Here is a 21288-nt window from a genome sequence, read left to right as displayed (position 1 = left end):
TATTGCCCGTATTTTTGTCCCACTTTATGCAACGGAATCGACGGCCTGGCAAGAACGGCGGCCCTCCACCGTTTTTTCATTTGGCGCGACAGCGTTTATAAGACGATAATTCGGTTTTACCCTCGCATCCTGCTGAAATACCTTGTCTCCACCCGACACCCGTCCACTCGCCGACCAGCTTGAAGATCTGCTGCCGCAGACGCAATGCACGAAGTGCGGCTACCCCGCTTGCCGTCCGTATGCGGAAGCGATGGCAGAAGGACGCGCCGAACACAACCAATGTCCGCCCGGCGGCAGCGAAGGTGTGGCGCGACTCGCACGACTGCTGGGCAAGCCGGTCATCCCGATCAATCCGGACAACGGCATCGTCCGCGCTCGTCCGGTCGCCCTGATCGACGAACAACTTTGCATCGGCTGCACACTATGCATCCAGGCCTGTCCGGTCGACGCCATCGTCGGCGCTGCCAAGCAGATGCATACGGTGGTGACTGAGCTATGCACCGGCTGCGATCTGTGTGTCGCGCCATGCCCTGTCGATTGCATTGCAATGGTCGAGGTAACGCCGGGAAAAACCGGTTGGGATGCATGGTCGCAACAGCAAGCCGACGCAGCGCGCGAACGGCATGACTTCCGTACATTGCGCCTGCAGCGCGAGAAGGAAGAAAACGACGCGCGCCTGGCTGCCAAGGCTGCAGCCAAGCTGCAGGCCATGCAGGATGAGCCGGCATTGTCGGAGGAAGAAAAAACCGAACAGGCTCGCAAGAAAGCCATCATCCAGGCCGCCATCGAGCGCGCACGGCTGAAGAAGGAACAGGCAGAGCAAGACAAAAAGGGCAAGCAATGAACGCTGAAAAGCGACGCGAAATCTTCAACCGGCTGCGACTCGCCAATCCTCATCCCACCACCGAACTCGAATACCAGACGCCTTTCCAGCTGCTGATTGCTGTGCTTCTTTCGGCACAGGCGACCGACGTGTCGGTCAACAAGGCCACCCGCAAGCTGTATCCGGTGGCAGGTACGCCGAAAAAGATTCTGGCGCTCGGCGTCGAAGGACTGATGCCTTACATCCAGACCATCGGCCTGTACCGTACCAAGGCAAAGAATGTCATCGAGACCTGTCGCATTCTTCTCGAAGCGCACAAGGGTGAGGTGCCGCGTACGCGCGAAGAACTGGAAGCACTACCCGGCGTCGGTCGCAAGACAGCAAACGTCGTGATGAATACCGCCTTTGGCGAACCGACGATTGCGGTCGATACACACATCTTCCGCGTCTCCAACCGTACTGGCATCGCGCCGGGCAAGAACGTCGATATCGTCGAGCAGAAACTGATGAAGTTCGTCGCCCCGGAATTCCGGCAGGATGCGCACCACTGGCTGATCCTGCACGGACGTTATACCTGTATCGCGCGCGCCCCGAAATGCTGGAACTGCATCATTGCCGATCTGTGCGAATACAGGGCAAAGACGCCGTTGCCTGCCAAGGGCGTCTGACGCGCTGTCGTATCGATTACAGGACGATGGCGCAGGACGCGTCGAACGTCAGGCGCGGCAAACGTGCCGCCGACACGTCCTCGTCACCGTAGCCGATGCCACAGATGAAATTCGCCTTCACCGCAGTGCCGACGAAAAACGCGGCATCGACCTTTTCCGCGTCGAAGCGCAACATCGGTCCGCAATCCAGTCCTGTCGCACGTGTCGCGAGGATGAAATAACCACCCTGTATCGACGCATTGCGAATCGCCGCCTGCGCAATTTTCTGTTCGTCGCTGCCCAGCCACGCTTGCGCGCCGGCATGAGGATACAGCGCCGGCAACTTGCGTGCGAAAGCCATGTCTGTGCCGACGATGGCGATGATCGGCGCGGCCTTGACCTTCGCCGCATTGTCTTCGTCCATGCACGCGATCAGTTTTTTCTTCGCTTCGTCCGATTTGAGAAAAGCGATGCGTACCGGTGAGCAGTTGAATTCGGTCGGCGCCCATTTCATCAATTCATAGATTTCACGCAGTTGCCCGTTGGTGATCGGCTTGTTCAGCCACGCATTGTGCGTGCGGGCCTGAGTGAAAAGTGTATCGAGCGCTTCCTGGTTCAACATGGCAATTCCATTCAATATGCGGGCGACGCGCCTGAAACGGCACGCCGCAGATGACAAGAATCCGTATGATAGCCGAGAGTGACAACCGAAATGCGCGACGAAGCGCCATCGCCGCGCCGACGTTCTTCCGGCATGCCGCGTACAATATCGTTCTTGACCGACAAATCCGTTCCCTCGCATGTTTACCCCGTCACAACACGACGTACGCCGTTTTTTCTGCGAAACCTTTCGCAAGCAACAGGCCAATGAAATCCTGACGCCAATGGAAGCGATCGCGCGCGACTGGATCATCCAGCATCCGGAATATGCCGACGCGCTCAAAGATGTCGAAGCCTCGCTTGCTGCCGACTACTCGGTGGAATCGGCGCAAGCGAATCCTTTCCTGCATCTGTCGATGCACCTGTCGATCGCGGAACAGGTATCGATCGACCAGCCACCGGGCATACGCGCCGCCTACACCGCACTGGCGCAGCGTATCGGCGAACACGATGCGCATCATCAGGTGATGGAATGTCTGGGTGAAATGATCTGGACTTCACAGCGCAACAACACACCGCCGGACGGCGCCGCCTATATTGAATGCGTGCGTCGTCGTGCAAGCTGATGCGCCGACTGGTTGATTGCCGGTTTCGTACAATATGCGCGCAATAAAAAAGCCACGATAACCGTGGCTTTTTTTACTGAATCGCTTGTTAATTCACTCGTGATTTGCGCGTTATCCAGAGATTATTTGCGCAATACCAGCGTGCCTGGCAGGCTGTGCAGATAGGCGGCGATATTCTTGATGTCCTGATCCGACAACTGTTTCGCCAGCGGTCCCATGATCGGGTTGCTGCGGCTGTTCGAGGCACCGGCGCCGCGACGATAGGCGACCAGCGCGTGTTCCAGATAATCCTTGTGCTGACCAGCGAGCTTCGGATAGGCCGGATCGATCGGCGTGTTGTAATCGGCACCGTGGCACGATGCGCAATTGAACTTGGCGACGGCGGCCTTGCCGGCTTCGATCTGGCTTTCAGCCAGTGCGTTGAAAGAAATGGTGGCCGACAGCAGAACGACCGTCGATGCAATGATTTTTTTCATGACGGGCTCCCCTTATTTCTGCTGCGAGTAATAGGCTGCCACATCGGCGATGTCCTGATCCGACATGCTGGCCGCGATCCCGTGCATGGACGGATGATTGCGGTCGCCTTTCTTGTACGCATGCAATGCGCTGATGATGTATTTTTCCGACTGGCCGCCAAGCATCGGCACCTGATAGACCTCGGGGAAAGAGGATTTATAGCCACCGATGGCGTGGCATCCGATACACATCGCAACCTTGTTGACTGCTGCCTTCGCGTCACCAACGATTTCTGCCGAGACAGCAACGTTGGCCACACTCGCAAGCGCGAGAAGTGCAAATAGTTTTTTCATGATCGTTGTGTGGAAGATTAATACGAAACCCTGTGGTGGGACGCCGCATGAAACAGCTTTTTGATACGTAAAAATATTGCTTGGCCACACCAAAAACCGCTCGATTCTAACTGAAGACCGTACGGGAGTCCACGTTCAATTTTGCAGGAATTTCGAGGGCGAATGCCCTTGTACAGCATTCGTTACGACTGCTCGTCCCCCTTGCCCGGCATTTCTTCACCTTCTGCCTGCAGCAAGACTTCCTCCTCGTCAGGCAATGCAGCAGCCACATTTTCTACCGCAACCGGCCAGAAAAATACGGCGGGCCGCAATGCAAAACGCTGCAACACGGCACGAAAAACCAGTCGGCGCGTTCTCTTCGGCACATCGCGCGCGCGCAAGGCGAGAGCCAGCGCACAGGCAAATGCGATGCCCACGTTCAGCAATCCGATCGAAACAACGCCAGCACATGCCAGCCAGAACTGCGGCATCGTCACCACATCCCAGCCGAGACTGCCCGCTGCGGCCGTCAATGCCGCTGCCGATAATGCGACATGACGCACATCCAGCGGGACCCCGAAGAACTGTGCGATGACCGGCGCCATGCCAAGCAAAACCGCCAGCGCCAGATTGCCTGCGATCGCCGCAACATTGCGTTCAAGCCAGCTTGCCAGGCGTTCGGCACGGTGCGTGCCCAGCGCATGCACCAGTCGTCGATGATGTGCGAGCGATTCCCTCAGTCGACGCAACGTGAACCAGTTGTCGGTAAACCCGGCAAACAAACTCGCCAGCCACAGCAACACGCCGGTGGCAGCCGCGAACAATGGCGTGAGACCAAGCAGCGACAATGAATGAATCGTCGCGTGCGCTTTTTCCGCATTGATCAGCGGCCGGTCGAAAATCAGCAACATCGCGGCCGCCAGCACTGCCATGATAGGCAAGGCCGTCATGAGATTGCCGAAAATTGCAGCCGATTGCGCACGCAACAATGCCGTCGCACGCGCCAGCAAGGCGCGCAGACCGTCGATGGTATCGAGCTCCCCCGTCTTCGCTGCCAGCGCGGGGGCAGTCACTGCCGGCTGTCGTGTGGACAGTACGCCGCCGATGGCGGAGATGAACAGGAAACTGACCGCAAAAACGATGGACTGGAACAAGCCTTCAAAAAAATTCGCAAGACCGAGGCTGCCGATGCCGAGCTTCGCCAATGACGTGAACGCCACCACCACACCGCCCAGCAGCGCTGCCTTCCATATCGTCTTGTACTCGCCTTTATTGCGCGCAATATGCAATTCGCCGTGATCGGCGTTGCGCTCGACCATCTTGCGCGCCAGCAGTGCAAAGCTGCGACTGAGCAATTCGCGTACCGAGGAGCGATGATGATGCGCCACCATCAGGTCGGCCAGCACCATCTGCACCTGCCCAGAGCCCTGTTCGGCACTTGGCGCCATGCGCAAATCGAGCAGGCGCGCGATGCGCGTCAATTGCGCCCGCATGCGTTCGACGTGATAGACGAGACCGACGGAAACACCGTACTCATCGAGATGCGCGTAGATCTTGTCGGTCTGCGCCTGGCACACGGCAATCAGCATGCGCACGCTGCGCATCGCGGCCTCGTCGCGCGTATTCGTCATCAGGCAGTTTTCCAGTTCACGCCGCAATGCCATGAACGGCGTTGCCAGCAGCGGCATGCGCGGCTCCAGCCGCTGACGAAATGCAGGACTGATGCCGACCGAAATCACCATCGTCACCAGATACAGCATCGCCTCGTCGATTTGCTGCCGGTAACCGTGCGCGATACCGTCATCACCGCCCAGCTTCCACAGGCGCGACAGCGTCTTGTTATCCAGGTCCATCAACCATGCGGCGTCGGATTCATCCGGAAACATTGCTGTAAACAATGTTGAAAGATCCTGCTGCCCGACCGGGCGTGGCAGAATCAGCTTGGCAATACGTTCGGACAGCTCGGAGAAAAATGCCGATTCGCGCGGCATGCCGGTCGCGGAAAACAGTTCATGTCCCGTCGCTTCGCGCAAAGTCTTGCGCAACGTCGCCTGCACATTCTGCTTGACGTCACGATGCGCATCCAGCCAGTCGAGCAGAAAACGGATGCGCTGATGCTTGACGCGCCGCCACTTGTCGTTACCCAGCAGCGACACCTTCGGTTCGCGACGAATCCAGTCTGCCAGATCGATCATCCAGTTGGCGCGCGCATGCCAGCGCGCGTTCGGATCGGCGCGACGCATCAGCGATTCGATTTGCGGCAGATAACGGGCGTGATCCGTGTGATGCCGCAATGCACCGCGGCGGAATCTGCGCCAGACCGCACAGATTCTGGAAAAGGAGATTTTCATTCTATTTATTGTAAACGGACGGTCTTTTGAAGCGCGGCAACATCGTCGTTGCCACATGCAAGAAGGCAGCGGCGGCAAGATTTCGTTCTCGCTTATACTCCGGTTTCTTTTCCCTTTAGTGACACGCCATGCGACAAGAAACACGCTTCGAAGGTTCCCGCAATTACGTTGCCACCGGCGATTTGAAGCTCGCCGTCAATGCCGCGCTGACATTGCAGCGTCCCTTGCTGATCAAGGGCGAACCCGGCACCGGCAAGACAATGCTGGCGGAAGAAGTTGCTGCCGCGCTCGGCATGCCGCTGCTGCAATGGCATATCAAATCGACCACCAAGGCACAGCAGGGATTATACGAATACGATGCCGTCTCGCGCCTGCGCGATTCGCAACTCGGCGACGAGCGCGTCAAGAACATCGACAACTACATCGTCAAGGGCGTGCTGTGGCAGGCGTTCGCCGCGGATCAGCAGGTCGTGCTGCTGATCGATGAAATCGACAAGGCCGACATTGAATTCCCGAATGATCTGCTGCGTGAAATCGATCGCATGGAGTTCCATGTCTACGAAACACGCGAGATGGTCAAGGCAAAACATCGTCCGCTGGTCATTATCACGTCGAACAACGAGAAAGAATTGCCGGACGCGTTCCTGCGCCGCTGCTTTTTCCATTACATCCGCTTTCCCGATCGTGACACGATGGAACAGATCGTGGCGGTCCACTTCCCGACACTGAAAAAGGATCTGCTGGCGAGAGCACTGGAAGTGTTTTACCAGTTGCGCGACGTCAACGGCCTGAAGAAAAAACCTTCCACCTCCGAATTGCTCGACTGGCTGAAGCTCCTGCTGGCCGAGGACATTCCGCCCGAAGCCTTGCGCAGCAAGGACGACAGGATTGCCGTGCCGCCCCTGCATGGCGCATTGCTGAAGAACGAGCAGGATGTTGCGCTGTTCGAGCGACTCGTCCTCATGTCGCGTACCAACCGTTGAGGAGCAGCCTATGCACTTTCTCGATCAGGTCACCCTTGTCGGCAAACGGGTCACGCTGGAACCGCTGACCGAAGCGCATCACGACGCACTTGTTTCTGCAGCTGCCGACGGCGAATTGTGGAAGCTCTGGTATACCACCGTCGCTTCGCCTGACGACATGCGCGCCTATATCGCAACCGCACTCGATCTGCGGCAAAAGCAAAGCGCATTGCCGTTTGTCATCCGTGACAACCGGACCGGCCACATTGTCGGCAGCACCCGCTACATGAATGTCGATGGGTTGAACAGACGCGTCGAAATCGGATCGACCTGGCACGCGGCAAGTGCACAACGTACCGGCATCAACCGCGAAGCCAAGTTGCTGCTGCTCACACACGCATTCGAAACGCTGTATTGCATCGCAGTCGAATTCCGTACCCACTGGCTGAATCATCAATCGCGCAATGCGATTGCAGCGCTGGGTGCAAAACAGGATGGCGTGCTGCGCAATCATCAGCGGCTGGCCGACGGTTCGTTTCGCGATACGGTCGTGTTCTCGATCATTGAATCCGAATGGCCCGCCGTCAAAAACCATTTGCGACATGGTCTTGAACGGTAACGCATCGTGCTGATCGATTTTTTCTTCTCGCTGAAAAATGCCGGCATTCCCGTTTCGATCAAGGAATTCCTGCTGTTGCTGGAGGCGCTCGACAGGAACGTCATCGATCAATCGTTCGACGATTTCTACTATCTCGCACGAATGACGCTGGTCAAGGATGAAGTGCATTTCGACAAGTTCGATCGCGCATTTGCAGCGTATTTCAAGGGCATCGATACGGCGTTCGACGACAAGGAAATCCCGCTCGACTGGCTGCTCAAGAACGCACTGCGCGAACTGAGCGACGAGCAGAAAGCCGCACTGGAAAAATTCGGCTACGACAAGCTGATGGACCGCCTGAAAGAATTGCTGGAAGAACAGAAGGAACGTCACGAAGGCGGCAGCAAATGGATCGGTACCGGCGGCACCTCGCCGTTCGGCAACAGTGGCTACAACCCCGAAGGCATCCGTATCGGTGGCGAAAGCCGGCATCGCAGCGCGGTCAAGGTATGGGAGCAACGTACCTATCGCGATTACGACACCTCGCGGGAAATCGGCACGCGCAACATCAAGGTCGCACTGCGCCGCCTGCGCAAGTTTGCACGTCAGGGCGCGGCCGATGAGTTGGCACTCGACGAGACGATCCGCTCGACAGCCAATAACGCCGGCTGGCTGGATATCCGCATGCGTCCGGAGCGGCGCAACAACATCAAGGTACTGATGCTGCTCGATGTCGGTGGCTCGATGGACGATCACATCCAGCGTACGGAAGAACTGTTTTCAGCAGCAAAAACCGAATTCAAGAATCTGGAGTTTTACTACTTCCACAATTGCGTTTACGACTATCTGTGGCGTAACAATCAGCGCAAGCATTCGGAGCGATTCGACACACTCGACGTGCTGCACAAATACTCACCGGACACAAAAGTGATCTTCGTAGGTGATGCGACGATGAGTCCGTACGAAATTTTGCGGCCGGGCGGCGCAATCGATTATCACAACGAGGAGGCCGGCGCTGCCTGGCTGCAGCGCTTCACCAAGACCTTCTCCAGCCATATCTGGCTGAATCCGGAACCGGAACATCTGTGGGAATATCGGCAATCGATCGCGATCATCCGCCAGCAGATGAGCAACCGCATGTATCCATTGACGCTGGAAGGTCTGGAAAACGGCATGCGGATGTTGAGCAAGTAGTTGCGAAAAAATCCGCAGACGCCTTAATCAACCAATCTGAATTCCGGCATGCTTCAGCGTGGCAGATGCATGAATTTCTTCAATGCGCTGATCAGATGATGACCGGCGACCGGCTTGACCAGAAAGCCGTCGAATCCCGCCTGTTTCGCCCGCAACGCATCATAACCGCCGGTGCGTTGTGTGAGGAAAATCACCGACGTGCGATCGCGCGGCCGAACCGACTTGACCGAATGACACAGACGATAAGGATCGATTTCCGCCATCGAGGTATTGATCATGACGACGGCGACACGCTGTCGCGCACACGCGCCTTCGGCTTCGGCCTCGCCGCTGGCCCACAGCACCTCGACCTTGCTGCGCGCCAGCAGCTCTGCCACGAAATCGCGAAAGGCCGGTGTCTTGTCGATCACCAGCACAGCGCCGCCCTGAATCAGTTCGGTACGCATCTTCTTGTAATCGGCGGGATCGGTCAGGTCGATATCGACGCGATCGCGGCGACGGCGCTCCGGCACTGCAACCACATCCGATGCTTCCAGACGGGAGAGCGCATCGGCACGCTTTTCGATCAGTTGATCGAGCGCCTCGAACATCCGGTTCCAGCGGATCGGGCGTTCGATGCGCATGTACGGTTGCGCGATGGGAGGTTCTCCGACCAGCAAGGCCGGACGCACATCGCTTGGACGCAGATCGGCCAGCGTCAGTAACGCCTTCAATTCGGACGCGTTTGCGATGTACATGTCCGGATCCTGAAGATTGTCCTCGTCCAGCCGGAAGTAACCGTAGCCCTTGCCCTGCTCGAGCGCAAACGTGGCGTCGAAAATTTCTGTTTCCTGCGAATTGAAGCCGATCAGGCGAATCGCAAAAGGAAAATTGTTCGACATCGAGTATCAATATCAGGCGTTTGTTATTGGAACCTGACAGACCGGATCGCGCCCTTCAACGCCGGGATGTCAGTCTGACCGTACGCGTCGACACCACACCAGCAGCGAGATGGCGAACATGAACGGCAGCAGCATTTCAAAACCTTCTTCGTGCATGTTGCAGATTTCACCCTGCACTTCACTCAGAAAGATGTGGTAATCGACGTTCAGCGTGGCTTCCAGGCGGTCGCAGATCTTGGTGAAGATGACGAGCGCGATCGACAGCAGTGTCAGTCGCCCCCACGCCTGACGCCAACCCTTGGTGCGATACAGGTAGGCGATGAAGGCAAACAACATCCACAGCATGATGCCGATGCAAATCACGGCAACCAGACCGCCCCAGAATTTTTGTGCGAACGGCACGCCGTCCATCTTGTAGAAGTGATGCTTGAAGATGCTTTGCGCGGTGAACGCCTTGTGCAGGTCCGCCTCGCGTGCCGCGAAAATCAGGCTCAGCGCAGCCGTGCCTAATCCCCACTTGCGAAAACCGAGCTTGACCACACACAACACTGCCAGCGCGATCCACAGCGGCGGCGACATGACTTCGAAGAAACCGGATTCACTGGTCAGCTTGTGCGTGACGGAGATATCCATCATGTAAATGATGGCGAACAGCAGGATTGAGAACAGCACCAAAACCGTGACAACGATCTTTTCGATTGGCTGGAACGGCTGTGCAGGTTGTACGAGAGGTTGTGAACGTGAAAACATGGATAAGCGCTTTTTTGACAAGGAAATCGTGAACTCTACCCGGAAACGCTGACTTCCGTGTTCCGTGCCACGATGCATGACCTCTCAACGCAACTGGATTTGCGACATACGTCAACGCCGACGCACGATCCATTGATAGCAAAATGTTAAAAATAGAAATCTTGCCAATATTTGACCGCTTTTGACCGAAAAGTGCCAGTAGCATCTTGCAAATCTAACCATATTTAACAATTTGATCTCCTTTTGATACATTTTCCTTTAGGCAATTTCCTCCACGCAAAACATGCGACGGGACTTTTTCATTAGAATGCAGTCACTTTTAACACTTGTCGTCGGCGCGCCGAGGGCATTTAATCCAGCACCCATTTTCAGTACTCAAGTATTTATCCAGCGACCGCATGGCCACCAAAAAATCCGACTACAGCGAATCATCCATCCGTGTCCTGAAGGGACTCGAACCGGTCAAGCAACGCCCGGGCATGTACACCCGCACCGAAAATCCGCTGCACATCATCCAGGAAGTCATCGATAACGCTTCCGACGAAGCGCTCGGCGGCTACGGCAAGAACATCATCGTCACGCTCAATGCCGACGGCAGTGTCAGCGTCGAGGACGACGGCCGCGGCATTCCGGTCGGCCTGCATCCGGAAGAAAAGGTGCCGACGGTCGAGATCGTGTTCACCCGCCTGCACGCCGGCGGCAAGTTCGATAAAGGTTCCGGCGGCGCCTATGCGTTCTCCGGCGGTCTGCACGGCGTCGGCGTCTCGGTCACCAATGCATTGTCGAAGCGACTGGAAATCACCGTCTGGCGCGAAGGCGGCGTCCACAGCCTCGCCTTCGCCGGCGGCGACGTCATCGAGCCGTTGAAATCGCGTGCCATCGCCCGCGACGAAAAACGCAACGGCACGCGTGTCACCGCGTGGCCCGACGCCAGGTATTTCGATTCTTCCGCGATCCCGCACGCCGAGCTGCAACGCCTGCTGCGTTCGAAAGCGGTGCTGCTGCCCGGCGTCAAGGTCACGCTGATCAACGCCAAGACCGGAGAGACGCAAACCTGGCAATACGAGCAAGGCCTGCGCGGCTATCTGACCGAATCGCTGGCGCAAGCATCGAATGCCGAAACCGTCATCCCGCTGTTCGAAGGCGAGCAATACGCAACGGCCGACGCCGAAGGGTTCGCCGAAGGCGAAGGCGCAGCATGGGTCGTGGCATGGACCGAAGACGGTCCGGTGGTGCGCGAGTCGTACGTCAACCTGATCCCGACCTCGAACGGCGGCACCCACGAGTCCGGTTTGCGCGAAGGTTTGTTCGGCGCAGTGAAGAGCTTTGTCGAGATGCATTCGCTTCTGCCGAAGGGCGTCAAGCTGCTGCCGGAAGACGTGTTCGCCCGTGTGTCGTTCGTGCTGTCGGCCAAGGTGCTCGATCCGCAATTCCAAGGCCAGATCAAGGAACGGTTGAATTCGCGCGATGCCGTGCGTCTGGTCGCGTCGTTCTCGCGCCCGGCACTCGAACTGTGGCTCAACCATCACGTCGATTACGGCAAGAAGCTGGCCGAACTGGTCATCAAGCAGGCGCAATCGCGTCTGCGTTCGGCACAAAAAGTCGAAAAGAAAAAATCATCGGGCGTCGCCGTGCTGCCGGGTAAACTGACCGATTGCGAATCGACCGACATCACGCGCAATGAACTGTTCCTGGTCGAGGGCGATTCCGCCGGCGGTTCGGCCAAGATGGGACGCGACAAGGAATTCCAGGCAATCCTGCCATTGCGCGGCAAGGTATTGAATTCATGGGAAACCGAACGCGATCGTCTGTTCGCGAATAACGAGATTCACGATATCGCCGTCGCGCTCGGCGTCGATCCGCACGGCAAGAATGATACGGTCGATTTCAGCGGACTGCGTTACGGCCGCATCTGCATCCTGTCCGACGCGGACGTCGATGGCTCGCACATTCAGGTATTGCTGCTGACGCTGTTCTTCAGGCACTTCCCGCAATTGATCGATCGCGGTCATATCTGCGTCGCACGTCCGCCGCTGTATCGCGTCGATGCCCCGGCACGCGGCAAGAAGCCGATCCAGAAGTTCTATGCACTCGACGATGGCGAACTGGAAGCGATCGAGGACAAGCTGCGCAAGGACGGCGTCAAGGACAAGGCGTGGGGCATCTCGCGCTTCAAGGGCCTGGGTGAGATGAACGCCGAACAGTTGTGGGAAACCACGATGAATCCGGATACGCGTCGCCTGCTGCCGGTCGCGCTCGGCGAGTTCGACGTCGACACGTCCGAATCGCGTTTCAACATGCTGATGGGTAAAGGCGAAGCGTCTGCCCGTCGCGCATGGATCGAGGAACACGGCAACGAAGTCGAAGCGGATATCTGATCCAGGTCATCCATGCGCGCCTTCCTCTTCGCCCTGTCGCTGTCACTGATATCCGCCACTGCACATGCGGATATCTGGGGCTACGTCGATGCACAAGGCGACGCACATTTTGCGACAGAGAAGCTCGACGGTCGTTATCAATTGTTCATGCGCGGCGACGGCACAATGAATGCATCGCGGCTGACCCCGATGCGCGCAGAACCTGACACGCCGTTGATGCGCTATCTGTCGCAACATCCGAATCTGAAGAAATACGAACAGTTGCTGAATCAGGCAGCCGACGAGTATCAACTCGATCCTGCCCTGCTGAAAGCGGTCATGGCAGCCGAATCGGGTTTCAATCCGGCTGCCGTCTCGCCGAAAGGCGCGATCGGCCTGATGCAACTGATGCCGGCCACCGCTGAACGTTTCGGCCTGCAAGGTGACAGCAAACGCAGCATCAAGCAGAAACTGGCCGATCCGAAGACGAACATCCGGCTCGGTGCACGCTATCTGCGCTTTCTGGAAGACATGTATCCGCATCAATTGCATCTGATGCTGGCGTCGTACAACGCGGGCGAAGGCGCAGTGCAAAAATACAATAACGCGATTCCACCCTATCCCGAAACCCGCAATTACGTAAAGCTGGTGACGCAGTTCTATCGCATGTACCAGCCTGCCGCCGACGGCTTCAACAACGTGGCGACACGCGGCACCTTCATCAGCCGCGTCAGTAACGCCAACGGCGATGGCCGCATTCACATGACTATTCCGGGACGCCGCAATGCGTCCGCCGATTCCACCTCTTCTATTGAACAAACGTCACAACAATGACCGATCAAGCCACTTTATTCGACGCCGCACCCGCCGGTGACAGCGAATCGCTGACACTGGCAACCTTCGCCGAACGCGCCTACCTCGACTATGCGATTTCCGTCGTCAAGGGACGCGCACTGCCGGATGTCAGCGACGGTCAGAAGCCGGTGCAACGCCGCATCCTGTACACAATGAATGAACTCGGCCTGAACGCTACCGCCAAGCCGCGCAAGTCCGCCGCCGTAGTCGGCGACGTGCTCGGCAAGCTGCACCCGCACGGCGACCAGTCTGTGTACGACGCGCTGGTGCGCATGGCGCAGGATTTTTCGCTGCGCTATCCGCTGATCGACGGTCAGGGCAACTTCGGTTCGCGCGATGGTGACGGCGCTGCGGCGATGCGTTACACCGAAGCACGCCTGACGCCGATTTCCAAACTGCTGCTCGACGAAATCGACATGGGCACCGTCGATTCGCAACCGAACTACGACGGCTCGACGGAAGAACCGACGCTGTTGCCGGGTCGCCTGCCATTCGTGCTGTTGAATGGCGCATCCGGCATCGCGGTCGGCATGGCGACCGAAATTCCGTCGCACAATCTGCGCGAAGTGGCGAAAGCCGCCGTCTCGATGATTCGCAACCCGAAGCTGTCGCATGAAGAATTGATGGCGATCATTCCCGGTCCGGATTTCCCCGGCGGCGGTCAGATCATCACCTCGCCGTCAGCCATCAGCGAAATGTACGGGACCGGGCGCGGCAGCCTGAAGGTGCGCGCAACGTGGAAGATCGAAGATCTCGCGCGCGGCCAGTGGCAGGCCGTCGTGACCGAACTGCCGCATGGCGTATCGGCGCAGCGCGTGCTGGAAGAAATCGAGGAGCTGACCAATCCGAAGGTCAAGCTCGGCAAGAAATCGCTGTCGCCAGAACAGATGGCATTGAAGCAGACCATGCTGGCCATGCTCGATACCGTGCGTGACGAATCGGGTCGCGACGCGCCCGTGCGTCTGGTATTCGAGCCGAAATCGAAGAATCAGGACCAGACTGAATTCACCAACATGCTGCTGGCGCACACCTCGCTGGAAACCAGCGTGTCGATCAATCTGGTGATGATTGGCGGCGATGGCCGCCCACGCCAGAAATCGCTGTCCGAAATTCTGCAGGAATGGATCGGTTTCCGTTTCGCCACCGTGACGCGTCGCACCCAGTTCCGCCTGCAAAAGGTTGACGAGCGCATCCACATTCTCGAAGGCCGCGAAGCGATTCTGCTGAACATCGACAAGGTCATCAAGATCATTCGCGAATCGGACGAACCGAAACCGGCGCTGATGGATGCATTCAAACTGTCCGAACGACAGGCCGACGACATTCTGGAAATCCGCCTGCGTCAACTGGCACGGCTGGAAACCATCAAGATCCAGCAGGAGTTGTCCGAATTGCGCAGCGAGAAAACCACGCTGCACGATCTGCTCGACAATCCATCGTCGATGAAGCGTCTCGTCATCAAGGAAATCGAAGCGGACGAAAAACAATTCGGTGACGATCGCCGCACGCTGATCGAAGTCGCGGAAAAAGCCGTGGTCGAAACGAAAGTCATCGACGAACCGGTCACCGTCGTCATTTCACAAAAAGGCTGGGTGCGCGCACGTACCGGCCACGGTCACGATGCAGCACAATTCACGTTCAAGGCCGGCGATGCGCTGTACGGCACGTTCGAATGCCGCACGGTCGAAACACTGCTGGTGTTCGGTTCCAACGGCCGCGTCTATTCGGTACCGGTCTCTGCGTTACCCGGCGCTCGCGGCGACGGCGTGCCGATCACGACACTGATCGAACTGGCGAGCGGTACTCGCGTACTCCACTACTTCGCGGGGCCGGGCGACACGTCGTTGCTGATGGCATCGACCGCCGGTTACGGCTTTACCGCGAAGGCAGGCGACATGGTCGCACGCAATCGCGGCGGCAAATCGTTCATCACACTGGACGACGGCGACGAACCGCTGATGCCGCGTCCCGTGGCAAAGGATGCCAGCGCGATTGCGTGCCTGTCGGAAAAAGGACGTCTGCTCGTCTTCGGCATTGATGAAATCAAGACATTGTCGGCCGGTGGTCGCGGCGTGATCCTGATGGAGCTGGAGAAGAATGAAAAGCTGATAGCCGCACAAGCAATCAGCCAGCGCGGCGTGATCGTCTCCGGCGCAGGTCGCGGCGGCAAGGCGCAGGATGTTTCGCTGTCGGCTTCCGGCCTCGCCGTGCACATCGGCAAGCGCGCACGCAAGGGCAAGGCGCTGGAATCGAAGGTCAAGGCTGTGTCGCTGGCTCCGCAGACATAACGCATGACACGCCCGGAATTGCCACCCGGCTCGACAGACCGTCCGACGAAACGCGCGGGCGGTTTTTTCCTGCGCCGTCTTTTCCTGCGCAGTTCGCTGGCTGCGGCAGTGTTTGGCGCAGGCTGCACCGGCATCAATGCCTATTACGATCCGGACAAGCCGCACCACAGGCCGGACGGTTTTCGCAACAACTACATCGAAGGCAAGGGCGAAGGCTCATTCTGGAAATGGCAGTGGCAACGCCTGACACAAGACTTGCCGAAACCGCCGGCCGACGGCTACATCCCGCCGCGTACGGAACCGGAAGCTGCCTGGCTGAAAGCAAACAACACTGTGACCTCCGCCACCTGGGTCGGCCATGCCACCGTGCTGGTGCAACTGCGCGGCGTCAACATCCTGACCGATCCGATCTGGTCGGAGCGCGCATCGCCGTTCACTTTCATGGGACCGAAACGAAAGACGGCTCCCGGCCTCGATTACGCGCAATTGCCGCATATCGATGTCGTCCTGATTTCGCACAATCACTACGATCACCTCGATCGCGTCACCGTATTGAAACTGAACGAACAGGCCGGCGGTGCACCGCTGTTCCTCGTGCCGCTCGGCATCAAGCCGTGGATGAAGGACATCGGCATCACGAATGTGCAGGAACTCGACTGGTGGGACAAGACGGCGGTGAAGGGACTGGATTTCAATTTCGTGCCGGTGCAGCACTGGTCGGCGCGCGGATTGACCGATCGCTTCCAGACATTGTGGGGCGGCTGGACGGTACAGGCGAAAGCCGGTGGCGCACAACCGCCTTTCTCACTGCTGTTTGCCGGCGATACCGGCTTCTCGAAGGACTTTCAGGATATTGCCGATCGCTTCAAGCGCTTCGATCTGGCGCTGCTACCGATCGGTGCGTATGAGCCGCGCTGGTTCATGCAGCCGCAACACGTCGATCCGGGCGAAGCGGTGAAAATCCACCAGATCGTGCATGCGGACAAATCGATCGGCATCCACTGGGGAACGTTCGAATTGGCGGACGAATCGCTGGATGTACCGCCGAAGGTGCTGGCTGCCGAACTGAAAAAGGCCGAGGTGCCGGCTGATCGTTTCGTCACGTTGAAACATGGCGAGACCATTCGCTTCTGACGCACGTTTCACTCGTCGTCGATGCAATAAAAAAAGCGGACCTTGAAGTCCGCTTTTTTATTGCCTGCACGTGCTTGCGTCATTTCAGTTTCGCCGCAATCAGTTTCGCCAGTTTCGCCACGCCTTCGCGGATTTTTTCCGGCGGCACCGTGACGAAGCTCAACCGCAACGTATTCTTCTCCGGCGCGTTCGCATAGAATGACGCGCCCGGCACAAACGCCACGTGCTGCTCGATCGCCTCTTCCAGCAGGTGCATGCAGTCGATATGTTTCGGCAAGGTCAGCCAGATGAACATGCCGCCCTCCGGCCGGTTCCACGTCACACCTGCAGGGAAGAATTCATCCAGCGCATCCAGCATGACCTGGCACTGGTTCGCGTACAGTGTACGGATCGATGGAATGTGTTCGGCTAGAAAGCCGTCCTTGATCGTCTCGTACACTACCATCTGTGTCAGTTGCGATGTGTGCAGATCAGCCGCCTGCTTCGCCTGTTCCAGCTTGCGGATCAACGGGATAGGCGCGACGACGTAGCCGAGGCGAATGCCTGGCGTCAGCACCTTGGAAAACGATCCCATGTAGATCACGCCATCCGGATTCATCGTCAGCATTTTCGGCAGCGGTTCGTTGCGATAGCTGAGCGCACCGTACGGATCGTCTTCGATCAGCGGCAGGCCCAGTTTTTCGCAGACCTCGACCAGTTGCAGGCGACGTTCGACGGGCATTGTGCGTCCGGTCGGATTCTGGAAGTTCGGCAATGCGTACAGCAGTCGCGCGCCATCGGCGATCTTCGCGACTTCGTGCGGCAGCAGGCCGTTGTCGTCGGTCGGCACCGAAACGAATTCCGGCTGATACAGCGAGAATGCCTGCAGCGCACCCAGATAACTCGGCGTCTCGACCAGCACTTTGCTGTGGTCGTCGATCAGCACCTTGCCGATCAGGTCCAGCGCCTGTTGCGAGCCGGATACCATCAGCACCTGTTCCATCGAAATTTTGCACTCGGCAGTCGACAGCGACTGCGCAATCCATTCGCGCAACGGGCCGTAGCCGTCCGTTGGCCCATATTGCAGCGCAACCTTGCCCTGATTCGACAACACGGTATCGAACGCCGCCTTCATCCGCTCGACCGGGAACGTCGCCGGCGATGGCAGGCCGCCGGCAAACGAGATGATCTCCGGCCGCATCGTGACCTTCAGGATTTCGCGGATGACCGAACTCTGCAACTGCTCCGCGCGGGTGGAAAATTGCCAGTCGATCGGCTTGGGGTTTTCGATTTTCATGTCTGCTTCAAAAGATGGCGTCAGGGCCGTGCGATGCTGTGTATTGTCTTGAAATGGACAACGTGATCAGGCGATCTCTGCGATCAGTTCGATTTCAACGCAGGCGCCAAGCGGAATCTGCGCCACGCCGAAAGCCGAACGCGCATGCTTGCCCTGCTCGCCGAATACTTCTCCCAGCAATTCGGATACGCCATTCGTCACCAGATGGTGTTCGATGTAATCCGGCGTGGAATTGACCAGGCTCATCACCTTGACAATGCGCTTGACGCGATTGAGGTCGCCGCCGCATGCATCCTGCAGCGTCGCGATCAAATCGATGCCGACGCTGCGCGCCGCCAGCTTGCCCTCTTCCGTCGTCATGTTCTTGCCGAGCTGACCGACCAGCGGCTTGCCGTCCTTCTTGGCGATATGGCCGGACAGGAAAACCGTATTGCCGGTGCGGGCGTACATCACATAGGCGGCGACCGGTGCTGCGGTCGGCGGCAATTCGATATTCAATGCTTTGAGTTTGTCGTAGAAGGACATGCGGTAGCTCCAAATCGGGGCCGCGAGCACAGGCTGCGCGGCAATTAAACAGGGATGATCGCGGAAGTAAACCGCGATTATCTCAAATCCTGTTCAACCATGCCTTCTTACCGGCATCTTTCTTCCAAGCGCCACCACACCGATGATCGCAATCGCGAACAGGAAATTGCTCAACACCAGTTCCTCGCCCAGCAACAAGGCCGAACCGAGCAAGGTCAGGAACGGCTGGATCAGCTGCACCTGACCGACCCGGGCGATGCCGCCAAGCGCCAAACCCTGGTACCAGAAGAAAAACCCGACAAACATCGAGATGAGCGATACATAACCGAACGATACCCACGCCAGTGGCGACGCGTGAAAACCGTAATGCCATGCCAGCACAATCGTGATGGGCAACACGATCGGCATCGACAGCACCAGCGCCCACGAAATCACCAGCTGACCATCCATCGTTTGGGCCAGACGGCCGCCTTCCGCGTAACCCATCGCCGCCGCAATCACCGCCGCAAACAAGGACAGGTCAGCCAGATGCAACTGGCCGCCGCCCTGCTGCAACGCAAAGGCAATCACAAGAATGCTGCCGAATATCGCCGCGATCCAGAAGCCGAGCGAAGGCCGTTCGCCGAAACGCAATGCGCCGAACAGCGCGGTCGTCAACGGCAGAATGCCGAGCACGATGGCGCCGTGCGATGCCGGAACATAGTGCATCGCCACCGACATGAATACGGGAAAGCCGACCACCACGCCAGCCGCCGTGATCAGCAAGGACTTCGCCTGCGTCCGGTTCGGCAGCAGCGCCCTCTTCCACCACAACAGCATGGCCGAAAGAAACGCCGCCACCACGGCGCGACCAAGCGCGACCAGCACCGGATCCATTTCCAGCACCGCAATACGCGTGAACGGCAAGGTCAGGCTGAACATCGCAATGCCAAGCGCACCCAGCCACATTCCCTTCGTTTCCTGTGTCATGCCGACATGCATATTCACTCCGTTCATAACCAGATCGCCAGCGCCGAATACAGCGTCAGCACGATCATCACGCCGCAAAACAGAAGTTGCCACTTACGCTGCGTCAGATAGCGACGCAGGACCGCGCCGGTTCCTGCCCACAGACTCAGGCAAGGAAGATTGATCAGACTGAAGACCAGGCAGAACAACAGGATGGCGAGCGCAACCGGTTGCACCGGCGGCAAAAAAGCGGATGCGCCGGTGATCCCCATCACCCACGCTTTCGGATTGGCAAACTGGAACAACGCAGCGCCCAGGAACGACATCGGCCGCACATTGCTTTCGACATCGCGGCTGAACGCCATGCTGCGCATCTGCCACGCCAGATAAACCAGATAGCCGGAACCCAGAATTTGCAGCACCACGTGCATTGCCGGCAACGCGATGATCAGGCTGCCGATACCTGCGGCACAGATTGCCGTCAGCACCGCGAACCCGAAGCAGATACCGAAAATATGCGGCATCGTGCGAACGAAACCGAAACGAATGCCGGACGACGTCAGCATGATGTTGTTCGGTCCCGGCGTGACGGAAGAAACGAAGGCAAACAGGGCAAGTGGCAACAATGAAGGCAGCAGTGAATCCATGTCGGAGGTTCTTGTTCTTGAATGAGCAGCGAATGGGCAGAATAAGCGATTGCCCGTTTTTGAGAGATGAATTATCCTAAACCATCCAACCAGTACAGTACCGATACACTTTTCAACTTGATTTACTCACTGTCATGGCGAAATGACCAATACGGACAAGCCCTCCAGCACGAGAAACGCGTCGCCTCAGGTTACGCCCTTGCTGTCGCGCGGCAGCGGCAGTTCACTGGTCGAACAGATTGTGCAATCGGTCGGTTCGCGCATCGACGATAAATTGCTGCGTACCGGCGCACGCATGCCGTCGATACGACAATTCGCCGATCAGCATCAGGTCTCGCGCTTTACTGTTGTCGAGGCCTACGATCGGTTGGTGGCGACCGGCTTTCTGGAATCGCGGCGCGGTTCCGGTTTTTATGTTCGCGATCGCGCACCGATGATTGCGCCACGCGCACAACCGGCGAAAAAACCCGCCACCCCGCACATCGATGTCGTCTGGCTGGTACGCAACATGTTTCGTCAGCTGCCACCGGAGAAAATGCCCGGTGTCGGATCGCTGCCGAATGAATGGCTCGACGGCGAACTGGTCGCCAATGCATTGCGCGCCGTCAGCCGGCAGAACCAGAATCTGTTGCTGCAATACGGCATCCCGCAAGGCTTCCTGCCGTTGCGGCAGCAGCTGCAATTGAAGCTGGCCGAACTGGAAATCACCGCGACGCCCGACCAGATCGTCACCACGTCCGGCGTCACGCAGGCACTCGACCTTGTTGCACGCCATTTCGTGCAACCGGGCGACACGATTTTCGTCGATGATCCGGCATGGTTCCTGATGTTCGGTTCGTTCTCGATGCTGGGCGCGAAAATTGTCGGCATTCCGCGCCTGCCCGACGGTCCGGATATTGTCAAACTGAGCGAACTGGCTGCATTGCATAAGCCCAAGCTGTTCGTCATCAACTCGGTGCTGCACAATCCGACATCGACATCGCTGTCGGCCGCAAAGGCATTTCAGGTATTGAAAATTGCCGAGACCTACAACTTCAC

Annotated in this window: 21 protein-coding genes; 11 read left to right on the top strand and 10 right to left on the bottom strand. The window is 57.9% G+C overall.

The window, feature by feature from the left end:
• Positions 1-142 precede the first annotated feature (142 nt).
• Both rsxB and nth read left to right on the top strand, forming a co-directional pair.
• Positions 143-844, top strand: a complete 702-nt coding sequence (gene rsxB / locus VN114_RS11195; protein WP_325514879.1) for an electron transport complex subunit RsxB — start codon at positions 143-145, stop codon at positions 842-844.
• Positions 841-1491: an endonuclease III gene (gene nth, locus VN114_RS11190; protein WP_325514877.1), complete on the top strand. Its 651-nt coding sequence runs from the start codon at positions 841-843 to the stop codon at positions 1489-1491. Before rsxB ends, nth begins: the two co-directional genes overlap by 4 nt.
• Before the next feature lie 16 nt (positions 1492-1507).
• Here the strand turns inward: nth and VN114_RS11185 are convergent, their stop codons facing one another.
• Positions 1508-2092: a malonic semialdehyde reductase gene (locus tag VN114_RS11185; protein ID WP_325514875.1), complete on the bottom strand. Its 585-nt coding sequence runs from the start codon at positions 2090-2092 to the stop codon at positions 1508-1510.
• A 178-nt stretch (positions 2093-2270) separates the two neighbouring features.
• Here VN114_RS11185 and VN114_RS11180 point away from each other — a divergent pair, with 178 nt between their 5' ends.
• Positions 2271-2696: a DUF1841 family protein gene (locus tag VN114_RS11180; RefSeq protein ID WP_325514873.1), complete on the top strand. Its 426-nt coding sequence runs from the start codon at positions 2271-2273 to the stop codon at positions 2694-2696.
• A 122-nt stretch (positions 2697-2818) separates the two neighbouring features.
• On the opposite strand, the gene VN114_RS11175 is transcribed toward VN114_RS11180, so the two are convergent.
• The 3 genes from VN114_RS11175 to VN114_RS11165 all read right to left on the bottom strand — a co-directional run bounded on the left by VN114_RS11175 (position 2819) and on the right by VN114_RS11165 (position 5835).
• Positions 2819-3172, bottom strand: coding sequence for a cytochrome c (locus tag VN114_RS11175; protein WP_325514871.1), 354 nt, complete (start codon positions 3170-3172; stop codon positions 2819-2821).
• Between the two features lie 12 nt (positions 3173-3184).
• Positions 3185-3505, bottom strand: coding sequence for a cytochrome c (locus VN114_RS11170; RefSeq protein WP_325514869.1), 321 nt, complete (start codon positions 3503-3505; stop codon positions 3185-3187).
• 182 nt (positions 3506-3687) lie between these two features.
• Complete coding sequence (locus VN114_RS11165) at positions 3688-5835, bottom strand: preprotein translocase subunit TatB (RefSeq protein ID WP_325514867.1); 2148 nt, start codon at positions 5833-5835, stop codon at positions 3688-3690.
• Between the two features lie 128 nt (positions 5836-5963).
• On the opposite strand from VN114_RS11165, the gene VN114_RS11160 reads away from it, so the two are divergent.
• Genes VN114_RS11160 through VN114_RS11150 form a run of 3 tightly spaced genes read left to right on the top strand, consistent with a single transcriptional unit; the run spans position 5964 to position 8589 of the window.
• Positions 5964-6818 (top strand): MoxR family ATPase, encoded by an 855-nt coding sequence (locus tag VN114_RS11160; protein ID WP_325514865.1) that lies wholly within the window; start codon positions 5964-5966, stop codon positions 6816-6818.
• A gap of 10 nt (positions 6819-6828) precedes the next feature.
• Entirely contained in the window at positions 6829-7416 is a 588-nt protein-coding gene (locus VN114_RS11155) for a GNAT family protein (RefSeq protein WP_325514863.1), read from the top strand.
• 6 nt (positions 7417-7422) lie between these two features.
• The gene (locus tag VN114_RS11150) at positions 7423-8589 is read left to right on the top strand and encodes a hypothetical protein (RefSeq protein WP_325514861.1); all 1167 of its coding nucleotides are present in this window, start codon (positions 7423-7425) and stop codon (positions 8587-8589) included.
• Positions 8590-8642: 53 nt separating this feature from the next.
• Here VN114_RS11150 and VN114_RS11145 read toward each other — a convergent pair whose 3' ends face one another.
• Positions 8643-9470, bottom strand: coding sequence for a response regulator (locus VN114_RS11145; RefSeq protein ID WP_325514860.1), 828 nt, complete (start codon positions 9468-9470; stop codon positions 8643-8645).
• A 69-nt stretch (positions 9471-9539) separates the two neighbouring features.
• The gene (locus tag VN114_RS11140; RefSeq protein WP_325514858.1) at positions 9540-10220 is read right to left on the bottom strand and encodes a hypothetical protein; all 681 of its coding nucleotides are present in this window, start codon (positions 10218-10220) and stop codon (positions 9540-9542) included.
• A gap of 398 nt (positions 10221-10618) precedes the next feature.
• Between VN114_RS11140 and VN114_RS11135 the strand changes: the two genes are divergently transcribed.
• The 4 genes from VN114_RS11135 to VN114_RS11120 are packed head-to-tail and all read left to right on the top strand — an operon-like array spanning position 10619 to position 16854.
• Positions 10619-12598, top strand: a complete 1980-nt coding sequence (locus tag VN114_RS11135) for a DNA topoisomerase IV subunit B (protein WP_325514856.1) — start codon at positions 10619-10621, stop codon at positions 12596-12598.
• A gap of 12 nt (positions 12599-12610) precedes the next feature.
• Positions 12611-13411, top strand: coding sequence for a lytic transglycosylase domain-containing protein (locus VN114_RS11130; RefSeq protein WP_325514854.1), 801 nt, complete (start codon positions 12611-12613; stop codon positions 13409-13411).
• A complete protein-coding gene (parC, locus tag VN114_RS11125) occupies positions 13408-15720 on the top strand; it encodes a DNA topoisomerase IV subunit A (RefSeq protein ID WP_325514852.1) in 2313 nt (770 codons plus the stop codon). Before VN114_RS11130 ends, parC begins: the two co-directional genes overlap by 4 nt.
• Before the next feature lie 3 nt (positions 15721-15723).
• Positions 15724-16854: an MBL fold metallo-hydrolase gene (locus tag VN114_RS11120; RefSeq protein WP_325514850.1), complete on the top strand. Its 1131-nt coding sequence runs from the start codon at positions 15724-15726 to the stop codon at positions 16852-16854.
• Positions 16855-16933: 79 nt separating this feature from the next.
• On the opposite strand, the gene VN114_RS11115 is transcribed toward VN114_RS11120, so the two are convergent.
• The 4 genes from VN114_RS11115 to VN114_RS11100 form a co-directional block, all read right to left on the bottom strand.
• The gene (locus VN114_RS11115; protein WP_325514849.1) at positions 16934-18130 is read right to left on the bottom strand and encodes a PLP-dependent aminotransferase family protein; all 1197 of its coding nucleotides are present in this window, start codon (positions 18128-18130) and stop codon (positions 16934-16936) included.
• Positions 18131-18196: 66 nt separating this feature from the next.
• Positions 18197-18655 carry a RidA family protein gene (locus VN114_RS11110; RefSeq protein ID WP_325514847.1) on the bottom strand — a complete coding sequence of 153 codons (459 nt, stop codon included), beginning with the start codon at positions 18653-18655 and terminating at the stop codon, positions 18197-18199.
• 93 nt (positions 18656-18748) lie between these two features.
• Positions 18749-19651 carry a DMT family transporter gene (locus tag VN114_RS11105; RefSeq protein ID WP_325514845.1) on the bottom strand — a complete coding sequence of 301 codons (903 nt, stop codon included), beginning with the start codon at positions 19649-19651 and terminating at the stop codon, positions 18749-18751.
• Positions 19648-20250 (bottom strand): LysE family translocator, encoded by a 603-nt coding sequence (locus VN114_RS11100; protein WP_325514843.1) that lies wholly within the window; start codon positions 20248-20250, stop codon positions 19648-19650. The genes VN114_RS11105 and VN114_RS11100 overlap by 4 nt, the downstream gene beginning before the upstream one ends.
• Before the next feature lie 142 nt (positions 20251-20392).
• Between VN114_RS11100 and VN114_RS11095 the strand changes: the two genes are divergently transcribed.
• Positions 20393-21288: PLP-dependent aminotransferase family protein (locus VN114_RS11095; protein WP_325514841.1), on the top strand; the 896-nt coding region annotated here is incomplete at its 3' end.

This window comes from Oxalicibacterium sp., assembly GCF_035565035.1.
Classification (GTDB): Bacteria; Pseudomonadota; Gammaproteobacteria; order Burkholderiales; family Burkholderiaceae_D; genus Oxalicibacterium.
The sequence above is the reverse complement of the archived record's forward strand: the minus strand, read 5'-3'. Positions and strand labels throughout refer to the sequence as shown.